The organism is Xenophilus sp. (assembly GCF_044462705.1).
GTDB lineage: Bacteria > Pseudomonadota > Gammaproteobacteria > Burkholderiales > Burkholderiaceae_C > Xenophilus > Xenophilus azovorans.
This window is the reverse complement of the sequence record NZ_JBIQNC010000136.1, coordinates 1-14,406: the sequence shown is the minus strand read 5'-3', so window position 1 is coordinate 14,406 and position 14,406 is coordinate 1. Positions and strand designations below refer to the sequence as shown.

At 75.6% G+C, this 14,406-nt stretch carries 12 protein-coding genes; 6 read left to right on the top strand and 6 right to left on the bottom strand.

What is annotated here, in order from left to right:
• A partial coding sequence (locus ACIY1X_RS18280) for a hypothetical protein (RefSeq protein ID WP_399683183.1) occupies window positions 1-257 on the top strand: 257 nt, incomplete at its 5' end.
• A gap of 7 nt (window positions 258-264) precedes the next feature.
• On the opposite strand, the gene ACIY1X_RS18275 is transcribed toward ACIY1X_RS18280, so the two are convergent.
• From ACIY1X_RS18275 to ACIY1X_RS18260, 4 genes are all read right to left on the bottom strand, one after another.
• A complete protein-coding gene (locus tag ACIY1X_RS18275; protein WP_399683180.1) occupies window positions 265-3,723 on the bottom strand; it encodes a hypothetical protein in 3,459 nt (1,152 codons plus the stop codon).
• Between the two features lie 21 nt (window positions 3,724-3,744).
• A complete protein-coding gene (locus ACIY1X_RS18270) occupies window positions 3,745-5,736 on the bottom strand; it encodes a hypothetical protein (protein ID WP_399683177.1) in 1,992 nt (663 codons plus the stop codon).
• 84 nt (window positions 5,737-5,820) lie between these two features.
• Window positions 5,821-6,276 (bottom strand): META domain-containing protein, encoded by a 456-nt coding sequence (locus tag ACIY1X_RS18265; protein WP_038200437.1) that lies wholly within the window; start codon window positions 6,274-6,276, stop codon window positions 5,821-5,823.
• A gap of 199 nt (window positions 6,277-6,475) precedes the next feature.
• Window positions 6,476-7,384, bottom strand: a complete 909-nt coding sequence (locus ACIY1X_RS18260) for a tetratricopeptide repeat protein (RefSeq protein ID WP_399683175.1) — start codon at window positions 7,382-7,384, stop codon at window positions 6,476-6,478.
• 38 nt (window positions 7,385-7,422) lie between these two features.
• On the opposite strand from ACIY1X_RS18260, the gene purE reads away from it, so the two are divergent.
• From purE to ACIY1X_RS18240, 4 genes are all read left to right on the top strand, one after another.
• The gene (gene purE / locus ACIY1X_RS18255) at window positions 7,423-7,968 is read left to right on the top strand and encodes a 5-(carboxyamino)imidazole ribonucleotide mutase (RefSeq protein ID WP_038200435.1); all 546 of its coding nucleotides are present in this window, start codon (window positions 7,423-7,425) and stop codon (window positions 7,966-7,968) included.
• A complete protein-coding gene (locus tag ACIY1X_RS18250) occupies window positions 7,965-9,164 on the top strand; it encodes a 5-(carboxyamino)imidazole ribonucleotide synthase (protein ID WP_399683174.1) in 1,200 nt (399 codons plus the stop codon). The genes purE and ACIY1X_RS18250 overlap by 4 nt, the downstream gene beginning before the upstream one ends.
• A gap of 7 nt (window positions 9,165-9,171) precedes the next feature.
• Window positions 9,172-10,173, top strand: coding sequence for an L-threonylcarbamoyladenylate synthase (locus tag ACIY1X_RS18245; protein ID WP_038200433.1), 1,002 nt, complete (start codon window positions 9,172-9,174; stop codon window positions 10,171-10,173).
• Between the two features lie 124 nt (window positions 10,174-10,297).
• Window positions 10,298-10,768, top strand: a complete 471-nt coding sequence (locus ACIY1X_RS18240) for a hypothetical protein (protein WP_399683170.1) — start codon at window positions 10,298-10,300, stop codon at window positions 10,766-10,768.
• On the opposite strand, the gene ACIY1X_RS18235 is transcribed toward ACIY1X_RS18240, so the two are convergent.
• Window positions 10,735-12,324: an alpha/beta hydrolase family protein gene (locus tag ACIY1X_RS18235; protein ID WP_399683168.1), complete on the bottom strand. Its 1,590-nt coding sequence runs from the start codon at window positions 12,322-12,324 to the stop codon at window positions 10,735-10,737. The genes ACIY1X_RS18240 and ACIY1X_RS18235 overlap by 34 nt on opposite strands.
• An 82-nt stretch (window positions 12,325-12,406) precedes the next feature.
• Window positions 12,407-13,828, bottom strand: coding sequence for a D-alanyl-D-alanine carboxypeptidase/D-alanyl-D-alanine-endopeptidase (gene dacB, locus ACIY1X_RS18230; RefSeq protein WP_399683165.1), 1,422 nt, complete (start codon window positions 13,826-13,828; stop codon window positions 12,407-12,409).
• Window positions 13,829-13,889: 61 nt separating this feature from the next.
• Between dacB and ACIY1X_RS18225 the strand changes: the two genes are divergently transcribed.
• On the top strand, window positions 13,890-14,406 hold a 517-nt coding region (locus ACIY1X_RS18225; protein ID WP_399683162.1), incomplete at its 3' end, for an EamA family transporter.

The following is a 14,406-nucleotide window of genomic DNA, read 5'->3' as shown; positions in this document are numbered from 1 at the left end:
CCCTGGCGCGCCTGGCGGCCGACGCGGGCGACGATGCGCGGCTGGCGCGCGCGCTGCACCTGGCCGACCGCGCCGCGGCGCTTCGCCGGTCGCCGCACGAGGCGGCCTGCAATGCGCTGTGCCGTGCCCGGCTGGCCGTCGCGCGCGGCGACGGCGCCGAGGCGGCGCGACAGCTCGATGCGGCAGCGGAGGGTTTCCAGCGCCTGGGCATGGACTGGCACCTGGCGCAGGCCGAGGCGCTGCGCGCCGGCCTCTGACCCTGCCTCAGCCCAGGTGCAGCACCGTGGCCGCCAGCGTCGGCCGCAGCGGCGTGTCCAGCAGCGCGGCCAGCAGGCCCAGCATCACGCCCATCGCCATCTCCTGGCCGGGGCAGGCGTGGGTGGGATGCGGCGTGGCGCGGCGGTCGCCGCCGAAGACGGGCCCGATGCCGGGCTCGCCCTCCAGCCGGCTTTGCTGCATGGCCGAGACGATGCCCACCACGATGCGTTCGCCCGGCGCGATGTCCACGCCGCCCAGGCGGTGGGCGGTGGTGGCGGTGCGCCACACCAGCTCGGGCACCGGCCGCAGCTGCATCGTGCGGCGCAGCGCCGGCTCGATCGCCTCGGCGGCCGCCTCGAAGGGCGAGCGGCCGGCCTCCCGCGCCGCCCGCCAGGCCAGCTGCAGCTCCCACAGCGAGCGGTCGTCCACCCATTCGTACAGCGCGCTGCGCAGGCTGCCGTCCACCGTGGGCAGGAAGCCCATCATCACGCCGATCAGCGTGGCGGCGTACTGCGCGTCGTCCTCGATGCCGGCCAGCGCCTGCCCGACCGGGCTGCGGTTGGCGCTGCGCAGGCCCGCGCGCAGGCGCTGCAGCACGTGCTCGCGCAGCACGCGGCCGTGCGCCTCGCCGGTGCGCGCCGCCTCCGGGCCGGGGTTGGGCTGGAACATGTAGCGCGAGGGCGCGAGGAAGTGGCCCGGACAGGTGGGCCGGTCCGCGTCCAGCCCCACATCGCCGACGGCGACGCCGCCGCCCGGATCGGGAAAGCCGAAGAAGTGCGTCGCCAGGCGCGCGAGCACGCCGTTGACGATGTCCTTCACGTCGACGCCGGCCCGGCCACCCGCGCCGGCGCGCAGCGCGGCCAGCACCGCCTGCGCGTCGGCCAGCGCCTGCGCGAAGGCTGCCTCGCGGGTCACGGCCAGGATCGCCGCGTTGGCCGCCTGCGACGCCGCGCGGTAGTCGGGGCCGTCGTCCAGGCCGAGGTAGATCTCGCCGAAGGAGGCGCGCATGCGCGGGCAGTAGCCGCTCACGGTGTAGCGGCCCAGGCGGTTGTCGAACACCTCCATCACCTGCTCGCGCCGGCCCACCAGCACGCCGAAGGGGGTGCGCAGCACGCCGCCGTGCAGTTCGCGCACCGCCGTCCAGAGCCACTGGCTGGCGCCGGACTGGCGCGCGCTGAGGTCCTCCAGCGCGATCTTCCACTGCTCCGCGGCGGCGGCCACGCCCAGGGCCGCTTCGGCCGCCTGCAGCCGCGCGATGAGCACGGCGCCCTTCTTCGCCTCGGTGGCGCGCTGGCGCTCGGCCGCCTCGGCGTCGGCGCCGCGCGCCTCGCGCCGGGCCTGCTCGCGCGCCAGCCGCCGCAGCTCGCGCAGCGCCTCGATGGAGGGCGCGAAGAGGTACAGCCCCCACTGCAGCGTGACGGCCGGCTTCGGCCCGAGCGGCACCTCGACCGGGCCGTGCGCGCCCTGGTAGCGGAACACGGCGGGATCGCCCTCGCGCGGCACGCCGAAGAGCGGGTCGCGCTGGCCCGAGTAGGCCTGGACGCCGCCGCTGTTGCCGCCGGACAGCCAGGACTGGATCAGCTCGAACTGCTCGGCGATGGAGGCGTTGTAGGCCATGAACATCACGCCCCGGTCGGCCTGCGGCGCCTGCTGCGCCGGCGGCCCGTAGGCCATGCCGCGCCGCAGGATGCGCGGCAGCACGCGCTGGTCGGCGCGCTCGCCGGGCAGGTCGCGCGGGTTGGCGCGGCGGGCGTGCGCGGCGAAGGGGCAGCGGCCGCCGCCGGGGTCGGCGCGGTAGTCGAAGTCGTTGCCCAGGCGGCCGTCCGGGTCCATCAGGCTGCGGCCGTCCGGCCAGCGGCCGACCATGTGGGCCATCGCCTCCTCGCGCTGGCCGGGCGGCAGGGCGTCGAGCATCGCGTCGAGGGTCGCGATGTCCTGCCGCAGCTTGCGCACCACGAGGAAGCTGCTGTCGGTCCACAGCCAGCCGCCCGGCGTGTCCTCCTGCTGCGAGTTGGTGTAGCCCAGCAGGTAGTCGCCCAGCGCCCAGCGGTCCCAGGGCTGGGGGCGGGCGCCGCCCTGCGGCGGCGCCGGGTTGCTCAGGCCGTCGGCGAAGCCGAAGTGGTCGCGCTGGTGGCCCTGCGCGTCGAGGTGGCGTTGCATCGGCTCGACCGACAGGATGTGCACGCCGTGCGGGGCCAGCGCCGCGTCCAGCGCCTCGATGCGGCGGCGCAGCGGATGGCCGGGCTGCGCCTCCCACGGCCCCTCGACCGGGCCGCGCGCGACCAGCTGCAGCACCGCGTGCACGCTGCCCAGATCGATGCGCTGCGGCGCCTCGCCGGGCGCCGGCGCGGGCCAGTTGCGCTCGGGCAGCGTCCAGTGCAGCGGGTGGTTGCAGGCCATGTCGCCGAGCACCGCCGCGCGGCCCGCCATGCCTTCGAGGAATTCCGGCGGAAAGGCGGCCAGGAGCCCCTCCGGCAGGCCGGCGCGGCGCAGGCCCCGCGGCGTGAAGGCCAGGCTGGCGAAGGGCTCGTCCGGCGCCGGTGCGGCGTCGGCGCGCAGCCGCTCGGGGCCGAGCGCGTCGATCAGCGCCGCCGCCGCGCCGGCATCGCGCAGGCCGAGCAGCAGCACGGCGCCGTGCGTGGCGTCGGGGAAGGACTCGACGATGCCGCCCTGCGTGTTGGCCGGGTTCCAGGCGGCCGGCACGTCGCGCGCGGGGCGCGGCGCCGCCGGCAGGTCGAACCACGCCAGCGCCGCCTGCTCGGTGGGGGTGCGGCCCTGGCGGCGGGCGGGCGGCAGCCCGCGCAGCGGCTGCAGCAGGTGGTGCGCGGCGCGCAGCAGCACGTCGCCGTCGGGGCTGCCGGGCGGGTAGACGTCGGTGAGGCGGTACAGGGCGGCCAGGCCGGGCAGGGCCTGGCGCAGCAGCTCCTCGTCGGTGCCCGGCGGCGCGGCGCGGGTCGGGCGCTGCGTGGCGCGCAGCCAGTGCAGGTCGTTCACCGTGACCGGGCTGGCGGTGTAGAGGAACTCGGTGTTCACCTGCGCCGAGCGCACCCAGCCGGCGTAGGCCTCGAAGGGATGCTCGTGCGAGAGCAGGTAGCCCTCGCAGTTGCAGAAGATCACGTCCAGCAGCGGCCCGAGGTCGCGCCAGATGCGGCGCATGTAGGGCTCCCAGCCGCCGTCGAAGTCGACCGAGAGCAGGAGCTGGTTCACCGGCTGCGCCGGGACGATCGCCAGGCGGAAGGCGTGCAGGGCGCGGATGCTGTCCACCACGTCGGGGATCAGCGGCGTGGGCTCGGCTTCCAGCGACGAATAGCGCAGCGCGTTGACGGTGCGCAGCAGCAGGCGCAGCCGGCTCTCGTAGCTGCGCGCGTCGGGCGCGGGGACCAGGCCGCGCCGGATCGGCGCGAGCAGCGTCAGGTCGCTGATGCCGCGCAGGGTGCGCGACTTGGAGGTGGGATCGGCGGGCATGGGGGCGTCCTCGTGTGGGGGCTACAGCGGCGGCCGCAGGCGCAGCATCGGCTGCGGGCGCGGCTGGTAGGGCGGGGCGGCCTGCGGCGCGCCCAGCGCCGCCTCGGCGGCGCGCAGCGCGGCCAGCGTGCCTTCGAGCGCGGCGGCCTGGGCGGCCAGCAGGCGCTGGGCGTCGTCGCCGCGCAGGGGCGTGCGGGCCTGCGCATCCCGCACCTGCTGCGCCAGCGACGGGCCGTAGGCGCCCGGCGCGGCGGCGGCCGAGGCGCCGGCCAGCAGCTCGGCCAGGCCCTCGCGCAGCAGGTGCAGGCGCACCCAGCGGTGCTCGGCCCAGCCGGCGGCGGTGCCGTCGGGCAGGGCCGGGCGGGCGAAGCGTTCCAGCAGCCGCCGGCCGGCCTCGCGGCCAAGGTCCGACAGGCTCTGGATCTGGTCCGGCGTCATGCAGATGTTCAGGCCGCCGATGCCGGGCGGCAGCGCCACGCGCACGATGCGGTCGCGCACGCCGGGCATGCGGGCGAGCAGGGCGTCGTTCCAGTCCTTGGCGGTCCACAGCAGCGCCGCCAGGAAGCCGAAGGCGCGCTGCCAGGGCGAGGGCTCGTCGCCGAAGCGCTGCCACGGCTGGCGCGGCATGGCGTCGGGGTGCCCGGGCAGGTCCACCGCGGCGCGGATGTCCTCGGGCGTCATGCGCTGCGGCGCCACCACGGGCGCGCCGGGCACGCGCGGCGCGTCGTGCAGCGACACGCCGAAGGTCGGCCAGGCCGGGACGGCGCAGTCGAACAGGTGGATGGGGAAGTTCGAGCACAGCCCGCCGTCGGACAGCAGGCAGCGGCGCGGCACCGGCGGGCCGCTGCCGGCGTCGTCCATCCACACCGGCACGGGTGAGAAGAGCAGCGGCGCGCTCACGCTCATGCGCGCGGCCACGACGATCGGCAGTTCCTTGTCGGGCAGGCGCCAGAGCGCGTCCTCGTCGTCCGGCTGGCCGGGCGGCGCGCCGTCGCGGCGCTGCCGCATCATGGCCCGCACCACCGAGGCCGGGAAGAGGCGGTGCATCTCGCGCGGGCGGAAGAAGAGCGGCTCGTCCGACGCGCGCAGCGGCAGCACCAGCGGGCGGCCGAGGGTGACGTTGGCGGCGTACACCTGCAGGCGGATCGAGACGCCGTCCATCTCCTGCCCGCCCTGGCCCATGGCGCGCGGCGAGGCGGGTGCGTCGCGCAGATCGGCGAAGGTGAGCGGCGGGCCGTCCGCCGTGCGCCCGGCGATCTCCTGGATCAGGCCGTGCAGCCACTCGGTGAGCGGCGCAGGGCTGTCGGGCGCGAGCCGCTGCGAGCCGCTGCACAGGCCGAAGTCGTCGTCGATCAGCCGGCGCAGGTCGCGCGCCAGCGCGAGGCCCGCCACGCAGGCGCCGGCCACGCCCAGCGCGGCGCCGGCGATCAGCGCCAGCGGCGCCATCCGGGGCCAGCCGGCGGGCGCGGCCAGGGTCAGCACCAGGCCCGCCGCGGCCAGCAGCGCCCCCGCACCCAGGCAGGCGGCGGCCAGGCGCTGGCCCAGGAGATAGGCGCGCGCCAGCGCCGCCGCCAGGCTCTTCACGCTGAGTTCCGGCTGCGTCAGCACCGGCACCAGCGCCTCGAACAGCCGCCGCGAATGCGCCCAGGGCTGGAACAGCGTGCGCAGCCGGGTGGTGCGGCCGTCCACCGTCCGGCGCACCTCGGCCGTGCGCTCCAGCAGGATGCGGAAGCCCTCGGACGAGCCGTGCCGCCGGCGGTACTCGGCGGCGGCGGCCAGCGCCGCCGCGCCCGCGCCGGAGGACGACCCGCCGATGCTGTGGAAGCGGAAGCTGCTCGCCAGCGTCAGCAGCAGCGCCGGGTAGGCGATGGAACTGGTCACGCCGCCGGTGAGGACGAGGTCGCAGAAGCGGTCGGGCGGCGCGCGGTCCTCGAAGGCGGGCAGGGGCGCGTCATCGTCCGGCGCGGCGGCCGGGGCGTGGGGCGGGACGGAACCGTCGGGAAGCGTGCTCATCGGAAGCGGCATCGTGCGGGGCTGCGCTGGCCCCGGTCATCCCTTGATCGGTGGAGGGCGGCGCACGGCGCCGCGGCGGTGCGCTCAGCGCGCCGCCTCGAACGCGGCCAGCGTCTGGCCGGCCGCGTCCAGCAGCACCATGCGGCCCGGGGCGGGCAGCCGGTAGCTGGCGGCGGCCTGCAGCACCTGCAGGAAGCGGCTCTCGAGCTGGTTGCGCCCGCCGTCCATGCAGGCCATCTTGGTCGAGCCCATCTGCGAGAGGCGCAACTGGCTGCCGGTGCGCGTGTAGGTGCCGAACACGCGGTTGCAGCCGCCGCTGCCGCTCACGCGGCCGGTGCTGCGGTCGAACTGCAGCTGCGGGTTGCGCGCCGGATCGCTGCCGGGCGCCACCGGCTGCCCGTCCATCTGCACCAGCCGCCAGGCCGGGCCCTCGATCGGCTCGTCCAGCGCGATCCCGCTGCCGCAGGCGCCGAGGCTGACGGCCAGGGGCAGGGCGGCGGCGGCTTTCAGGGCACGGCGGCGGACGGCGGCTGGGTGCATGGGATTCCTCTTCCGGTGCAGCAGGTTGTATGGAAACGAAACGGCGCGATCGTACCGCCGGGCATGCGCGACGGGACCGAAGGCCGCGGAGCAGGCCATGCGGGAACACCCACGGAACGGGCTCGGCCCGGCCGTCGGGTGTGCCCCCTTGCAGGGGGTTGGCGGAGCGGAACGAAGTCCGCGGAGACTGGGGGTGGTTCTAGCTCAGGATGACGCTGGACAGGCGCCGGCGGTAGCTGGCCACCGTCGGGTCGTCGGGCGGGATCTGGCCTTCGGCCACCTTGGGCTTGGGCGGCTCGATGATGTCGAGCACGGCGATGTAGGTCTTGCGCGCCAGGTCCTCGTTCCACGCCTTGTCGCGCATGAGGATCTCCAGCAGCTCGTCCATCGCCTCGGTCCACTGCTGCCGGGCCATCAGCGCCTGGGCGCGGCCGAAGCGGGCCTCGAAGTCGCGCTTGTTGGCGGCGATCTTCGCGTCGAAGGCGGCCGTGTCGGGCGCGTCGCCCGCGGCGTCGATCGCGTCCATCCAGCGCTGCAGGGCGTCGAAGCGCTGCACCAGCGCGCGGCGGTCGATCACGGGCGCGAAGGCGACCTTGGCGTCGTCGGTGCGGCCCAGTTGCAGCAGCAGCTTGACGTAGTCGAAGCGCGCGTCGTCGTTGGCCGGGTCGGTGGCCACGGCGTGCTGCAGGCGCTCCAGCGCGCCGTCGGTGTCGCCCTCGGCCAGGGTCTCCTGGGCGGCTTCTTCCTCCTGCTGGGCCTCCAGTTCGTCGGCGCCGGGCACGTGCTTGTCGAGGAACTCGCGCACCTGCGCGGCCGGCAGCGCGCCGACGAAGCCGTCCACCGGCTGGCCGCCGGAGAACAGCACGCAGAACGGAATGCTGCGCACGCCGAACATCTGCGACAGCTGCGAGGAGATCTGCGGCACCTTGTCGGCGTCGAGCTTGGCCAGGATGAAGCGGCCGCCGTACTCGACCTCCAGCTTCTCCAGCACCGGGCCGAGCTGCTTGCACGGGCCGCACCATTCGGCCCAGATGTCCAGCAGCACGGGCGTGGTCATCGAGGCTTCGACCAGTTCGGTCTGGAAGTTGTCGAGGGTGATGTCGATCATGGGCTATGAAGTGGGGGCGGTCCGTAGAATTCCAGCCCATGAGTGAACGCATCCAGGTCGGCGTCGTCATGGGCTCGGACTCCGATTGGGAGACGATGCGCAATGCGGTCGAGATTCTGACCCAATTCAACATCGCCCACGAAGCGAAGGTGGTGTCCGCCCACCGCATGCCCGACGCGCTGTTCGCCTACGCCGGGAGCGCGGCGCAGCGGGGGCTGGCGGCCATCATCGCCGGCGCCGGCGGCGCCGCCCACCTGCCCGGCATGCTGGCCGCCAAGACCACGGTGCCGGTGCTGGGCGTGCCGGTCGCCAGCCGCCACCTGCAGGGCGTCGATTCGCTCTACAGCATCGTGCAGATGCCCAAGGGCGTGCCGGTCGCCACCTTCGCCATCGGCAACGCCGGCGCGGCCAACGCGGCGCTGTTCGCGGTGGCGATGCTGGCGGTGAACGACCCGGCGCTGCGCGCGCAGCTCGATGCCTTCCGCGCCCGCCAGACGGCCGCGGCCGAGGCGATGACGCTGCCGCCGGGGGAGAAACCGGCCGACGTGTCGCCCTTTTCCCCGCAGGGCGGAGGAGCCCTGTGAGCCCTGCTACCGTGCCGCCCGTCCTGCTGCCCGGCAGCACCCTGGGCGTGATGGGCGGCGGCCAGCTCGGCCGCATGTTCGTGCACGCCGCGCAGGCGATGGGCTATTTCACGGCGGTGCTCGACCCGGACCCGGACAGCCCCGCCGGCCGCGTCAGCCACCACCACGTGCATGCCGACTACCTCGACGGCGACGGCCTGGCCCGCCTGTCGCGCCTGGCCGATGCGGTGACCACCGAGTTCGAGAACGTGCCGGCCGAGGCGCTGGCCTCGCTGGCCGGCGACGTGCCCGTGGCGCCCGGCGCCGAGGCGGTGGCCATCGCGCAGGACCGCATCCGCGAGAAGGCGCACTTCAGCCGCTGCGCCGAGGCCAGCGGGGTGCCCTGCGCGCCCTACGCCGTGATCGAGCGCGAGGACCACCTGGCGCCCGTGCCGGCGGCGCTGCTGCCCGGCATCCTCAAGACGGCGCGCCTGGGCTACGACGGCAAGGGGCAGCGCACCGTCACCACCCGCGCCGAGCTGGCCGAGGCGTGGGCCGACTTCGGCCGCGTGCCCTGCGTGCTGGAGCAGCGCCTGCCGCTGGCCGGCGAGTGCTCGGTCATCGTCGCGCGCGGGCACGACGGGCGCAGCGTGCACTTCCCGCCGCAGCGCAACCTGCACCGGGACGGCATCCTCGCCGTGACCGAGGTGCACGAGGGCAGCCTGCCCGCCGCGCAGGCGCAGCAGGCGGTGGCCGCCGCGCGCGCCATCGCCGACGGCATCGGCTACGTCGGCGTGCTGTGCGTCGAGTTCTTCGTGCTGGAGGACGGCCGCCTGATCGTCAACGAGATGGCGCCGCGCCCGCACAACAGCGGCCACTACACGATCGACGCCTGCGAGTGCTCGCAGTTCGAACTGCAGGTGCGCGCCATGACCGGCCTGCCGCTGGTGGTGCCGCGCCAGCACAGCCCGGCCATCATGCTCAACCTGCTGGGCGACCTGTGGTTCGCGCCCGTCAGCGGCCGGCCGGTGGAGCCCGCCTGGGCCCGCGTGCTGGCCCTGTCCGGCACCCACCTGCACCTGTACGGCAAGACCGAGGCGCGGCGCGGCCGCAAGATGGGGCACCTGAACATCACCGGCCCGAGTGCCGAGGCGGTGCGCGCCGTCGCCGCGCAGGCGGCCTCGCTGCTCGGCCTGCCCGATTCGACTGCCTGCTGACCACGCCATGATCCTCGACGGCCAGGACCCCTCCGCCATCGCCCGCGCCGCGACGGCGCTGCGCGCGGGCGAGCTGGTGGCTTTCCCGACCGAGACCGTCTACGGCCTGGGCGCCGACGCCGCCAACGACGACGCGGTGCGCGGCATCTTCAAGGCCAAGGGGCGGCCGGCGGACCACCCGCTGATCGTGCACGTGGCCGCCGGCGCGCGCGGCACCGAGTCGCTGTCGCGCTTCGCGCAGCCGCTGCCGCCCTTCGCCCAGGCGCTGGCGCTGGCCTTCTGGCCGGGCCCGCTGACGCTGATCGTCACCCGCCAGCCCGGCATCGGCACGGCCGCCGCGGGCGGGCAGGACACCATCGGCATCCGCTGCCCCGCGCATCCGGTGGCGCAGGCGCTGCTCGCGGCCTGCGCCGAGCAGGGCGTGCCCGGCCTGGCCGGGCCCAGCGCCAACCGCTTCGGCCGCGTGAGCCCGACCACCGCCGCCCACGTCGCGGCCGAGTTCGGCGACGAACTGCTGGTGCTGGATGGCGGGGCCTGCCCGGTGGGCATCGAATCCACCATCGTCGACTGCAGCCGCGGCGCGCCGGTGCTGCTGCGGCCCGGCATCGTCACCCGCACCGAGATCGAGCGCGTGGCGCGCGAGCGCCTGCGCACGCGCGAGGAGCTCGGCCTGCCCGACCCCAAGGCCTCGGGCACGCTGGAGGCGCACTACGCGCCCACCGCCAAGGTGCGCCTGATGGACGCCAAGGCGCTGCAGACCGGGCTGGACGTGCTGGGCGCCCAGGCGGCGCACATCGCCGTGTGGGCGCGCGCGCCGCTGCGCAGCCGCTCCTCGCGCGTGCTGCTGCGGCGCATGCCGGACGACGCGGCCGCCGCCGCGCAGCAGCTCTTCGCCGAGCTGCGCCGGCTGGACGACGAGGGCGTCAAGCTGATCTGGGTGGAGGCGCCGCCCGACACGGCCGAGTGGGAAGGCGTGCGCGACCGCCTGCAGCGCGCCGCTGCCGCCTGACGGCTTTTGGCGACAAAATAATACTTTTGTTTCCTATTTGGGCAATAATGCATGGGTGCCGGGCCGGGGCGCTGGCACCATGCCGGGTTTCGCCGACCCGCAAGCCCCCAGGAGATCTCACCGCATGCCCGCCGCGCCGGACGACGTGGAACTCATCGACCAAGCCCTGCAGACCGTGGAGCAGGCGATGGCGCACTGCGTGCTCCATTTCGAACCCGCACCCTCGCCGACCACGCTGGCCCATCTGCCGGAGGCGGAGCGCGAGGCCCTGATCAGCCAGGAGCGCGACGCCGCGCTCCAGCGCCCCGAGGACACCGCCGTCCACTTCTGCCTGCACGCGGCCGGCGCGCTGCTGGACGTGGCGCGTACGCTGCGCGTGCGCCCGCCCGACCACGCGCCCACCCCGGCGCAGCGCCAGCAGGAATGGGACGCGCTGGTGGGACACACCAAGCTGGCCGGGCGCGGCGCCTACCGCGCGGCCCTGGTGCTGGCCGACACCGCCTCGGCCCGCGCGCCCAGCCCGCTCACCGGCAGCGCCCCGCCGGCCGGCCGCGACGACGCTCAGCCGTCCGCCGCCAGCAGCGCCTGGAAGTAGCCGCGCGCCGAGGCGAGGCAGAACGGCGGCACCAGCGCGCCGTGGTAGGCCAGCGTCACGGCCAGCGCCTTGTCGGCGTCGCTGCCCTCGGCCGCGTCGTAGGTCTGCTGCTTGGCCTGCGCGAAGCCGGCACGGGCGGCGGCATAGGGGTCGCCCGCGCCGCCGGGCTGCTCCAGGTCCACCACCGTCAACTGCGCCGGCGCCATCCCGCGCGCGCGGAAGTGGCCGGCGGTGGCCTGCGTGCTCAGGAAGTTGACCGTCGGGTCCTGCGCGCCGCCGCAGAAGAACACCGGCCGCTGGGGCAGCCAGTTGCGCAGGTCGTTGGCGACCGCGGCGCGCCGCAGCCCGGTGGAGGGGTGGCAGTCGAGCGGGCTGGCGCTTTCCAGCGAGGCGGCGCTGGCCGGCAGGCTGTTGCCGGGACAGGGCGAGGCCGCGATGTCGTTGGCGACCTGCGTCAGGAAGCTCTGGCGCACCAGGTTGTCCGGGCCGTAGAAGGAGGCCAGCGCCGGGTTCACCGGCCCGGGCGTGCCGTTGGCGGGGAACAGCGCCGCCTGCGGCAGCCGGCCCTGGGCGAACAGGTCGGCCAGCGGCGTGGTGCTGGGCAGCAGGGTCTCGATGCCGCCGGCGTAGCGGCTCTCGTAGATCTCGGTGGGCGCGTTGTAGACGTTGCCGAACTGCTTCTGCCAGCTGGTGGTGATGAGCGGCACGAACACTGTGCTGCCCAGCGCCGGCCAGCCGCTGAAGGCGTAGTCGATCAGCAGGCTGATGGCCGAGGGCGCCGACAGCGGCGCCGAGGCGGTGGGCGACTGCCCGGCGGCCTGCAGCTCGCGGTGCGCGGCCAGCGCCACGTAGCCGCCCTGCGAGTAGCCCGTCACCAGCAGCGAGCCGGCATCGCTCACGCCTTCCAGCGGCAGCGCCTTGCGCGCCGCCTTCAGGGCGTCGGCCATGTCCTTGCCCTGCTGGTCGCCGTTGAGGTAGGGGTGGTAGGACAGGGGCGAGGCGGCGTAGCCGGCGTAGTTGGGCGCGATCACGGCCAGCCCCTGGGCGGCGAAGGTGGCGGCCACCAGGAGGCCCTCGCCGGCGGCGGGCTGGGCGGCGTCGGTCCAGCGGGCGATGTCGTAGCCGCGGGCGGCGGTGGTGCCGTGGGCGTAGAGCACCAGCGGCCGGCTGCCGGCGCAGGGCGTGGCCGAGCCCGCGGGCAGCATCAGCGCGGCCGTGGCGGTGGTTTCCTCGCCGGCCGCGCCCACGGTGCGGTAGGTCATGCTGCGCAGTTCGACGCCGCAGGCCGGCGTGCCGGCCACCTGCAGCAGCGCCTGGCCCTGCGGGCTCGACTGCAGCACCGCCTTGAACTGGTCGGCCGTCAGGCGCGTCACCCGCTCGGTGGCGCCGACCAGCGCGCCGCGGCCGGTGTCGCCGCCGCCGCCTCCGCCCCCGGGTGGCGGGAAGAGGCCGATGCCGCCGCCTCCACCGCCGCCGCCCCCGCAGCCGGCCACGGCCAGCGTCAGCAGCGCGAGGGGGAGCAGGACGGCGCGTCGGGCGCGGCGCGGCAGGGGCATGGGTGTCTCCGGTGAGGCGCCGCCGTGATGGCGGCGCGCCCATTCTGGTGCGCAGCCTGCCCGCCGCGCAACCGGCCGGCGCCTACAACCCCTGGTCGTTCACCGCCCAGTCGACCAGCGCGTCGAAGGCCGGCCGCGCGGCGGCGGCGTTGGCGTCGTTGGCGATGGCCACCAGCACCCAGCGCCGGCCGCTGGCGCCATCCACGTAGCCGGCGATGCCCGAGGCGTCGCGCAGGGTGCCGGTCTTCAGGTGCGCCGAGCCGCCGGAGCGGATCTGCCGCCGGCGCAGCGTGCCGTCCACGCCGATGGAGGGCAGCGAGGCCAGCAGCTCGGGCATGGCGGGCGACTTCCACGCCACCTGCAGCATCCGGCCCAGTTCGGCGGCGCTGATGCGCTCTTCGCGCGAGAGGCCGGCGCCGTTGTCCAGCGTGGGCACGCCCTCGCCGGTGCCGATGCGCTCCTTCCACCATTGCCGCACGGCCGCGCGCGCCGCCTCGAAGCTGCCGCGCCGGCGCTGGGTGAGGCCCAGCGTCAGGAAGACCTGCTGCGCCATCACGTTGTTGCTGAACTTGTTGATGTCGCGCACCACCTCGGCCAGCGGCGGCGACTCGAACTCGAAGGCCGGCTGCAGCCCCGGCGGCACGCTGCCGTCGCGCACCTGGCCGCGCAGCGTGCCGCCCGCCTGCGCCCACAGCCCGGCCACGGCGCGCAGCGCATGGCTGCGCGGGTCGGCGTAGGCGACGGCCCAGGTCTTCTCGCCGCAGGCGGCCGGCAGGCTGCCGGCGAAGCCGATGCGCAAGGGGTCGGCCAGCTCGGGGCGCAGCGCGGCGCGCCAGTCGCCGCAGGCGCCGGGCGCCAGGGGCACGGCGGGCTGCATCGTCACGCCGGCCAGCGGCGGGTCGTAGCTCACCTGCGCGGCCTGGCCGTTCGGCTGCGGCGAGAAGGTCATCACCACCGAGCGGAAGTTCACCAGCAGCGCGTCGGGCGAGGCGTTGTAGGGCCGCAGCGGCTCGCCGTCGAAGGCGGCGGGGTCGGACTCCACCGTGGTCTCGAAGGCGCTGCGGTCCAGCACGATGTCGCCCGCGATCTCGCGGATGCCCAGGCCCTGCACCCGGCGCAGCAGCAGCCACATGCGCTCGATCACCAGCTTCGGGTCGCCCTGGCCGCGGATGTAGAGGTTGCCGTGCAGCGTGCCGTCGATCAGGCGGCCGTCGGTGTAGACCGGCGTGCGCCAGGTGTAGGCGGGGCCGAGCAGGTCCAGCGCCGCGTAGGTGGTCACCAGCTTCATGATCGAGGCCGGGTTGACCGGCACCTGCGAGCGCCACGCCAGCCGGGGCGGGCGCTGGCCCTCGGCGTCGGCCACCAGCAGCGTCACCGCCTCGCGCGGCACCTTGGCGCGGGCCAGCGCGGCGTCGACCTCGCGCGGCAGCGCCTGCTGGGCCAGGGCCGGCACGGCGGCGGCGAGGAGGAGGGCGGCGATCGGGGCGGGAAGGAGGGAGCGCATGGGCGCAGGATTATCCGAAGCGCCCGGCGCGGCCCCGACGCCGGCCCTCGATAATCCCGCGATGCCTGTTGCCGACCGCCTGCTTCCGCGCCCTTCGCCCCGGGCCGTGGGCATCGGCGCGGCCGCAGTCACGGTGGCGGTGTGGACGGGCTTCATCCTCGTCGCCCGCGCCTCGGCCGCCCGCTCGCTCGGGCCCCTCGACCTCGCGCTGCTGCGCATCGTGGGCGCGGGCCTGGTGCTCGTGCCCTGGGGCGCCTGGCTGGTGGCGCGCGCCCGGCGCGGCGGCGCCCGTCCCGGCAGCGCGGCGTGGGGCTCCTTCCTCGGCCTGTCGCCGCTGCCCTGGCGCGTGAGCGCGCTGGCGGGCGTGTTCGGCGCCGTGGCCTATGCCACCTTCGCCTACACGGCCTTCTTCTACGCGCCGGCGGCGCACGCCTCGGTGCTGATGCCGGGCAGCCTGCCGCTGTGGACGGCGCTGCTGGCGGCGCTGGTGCTGGGAGACCGCATCACGCCGCTGCGGGCCGCCGGCCTGCTGCTGATCGTCGCCGGCGACCTGCTGGTGGGCGGGCGCAGCCTGCTGC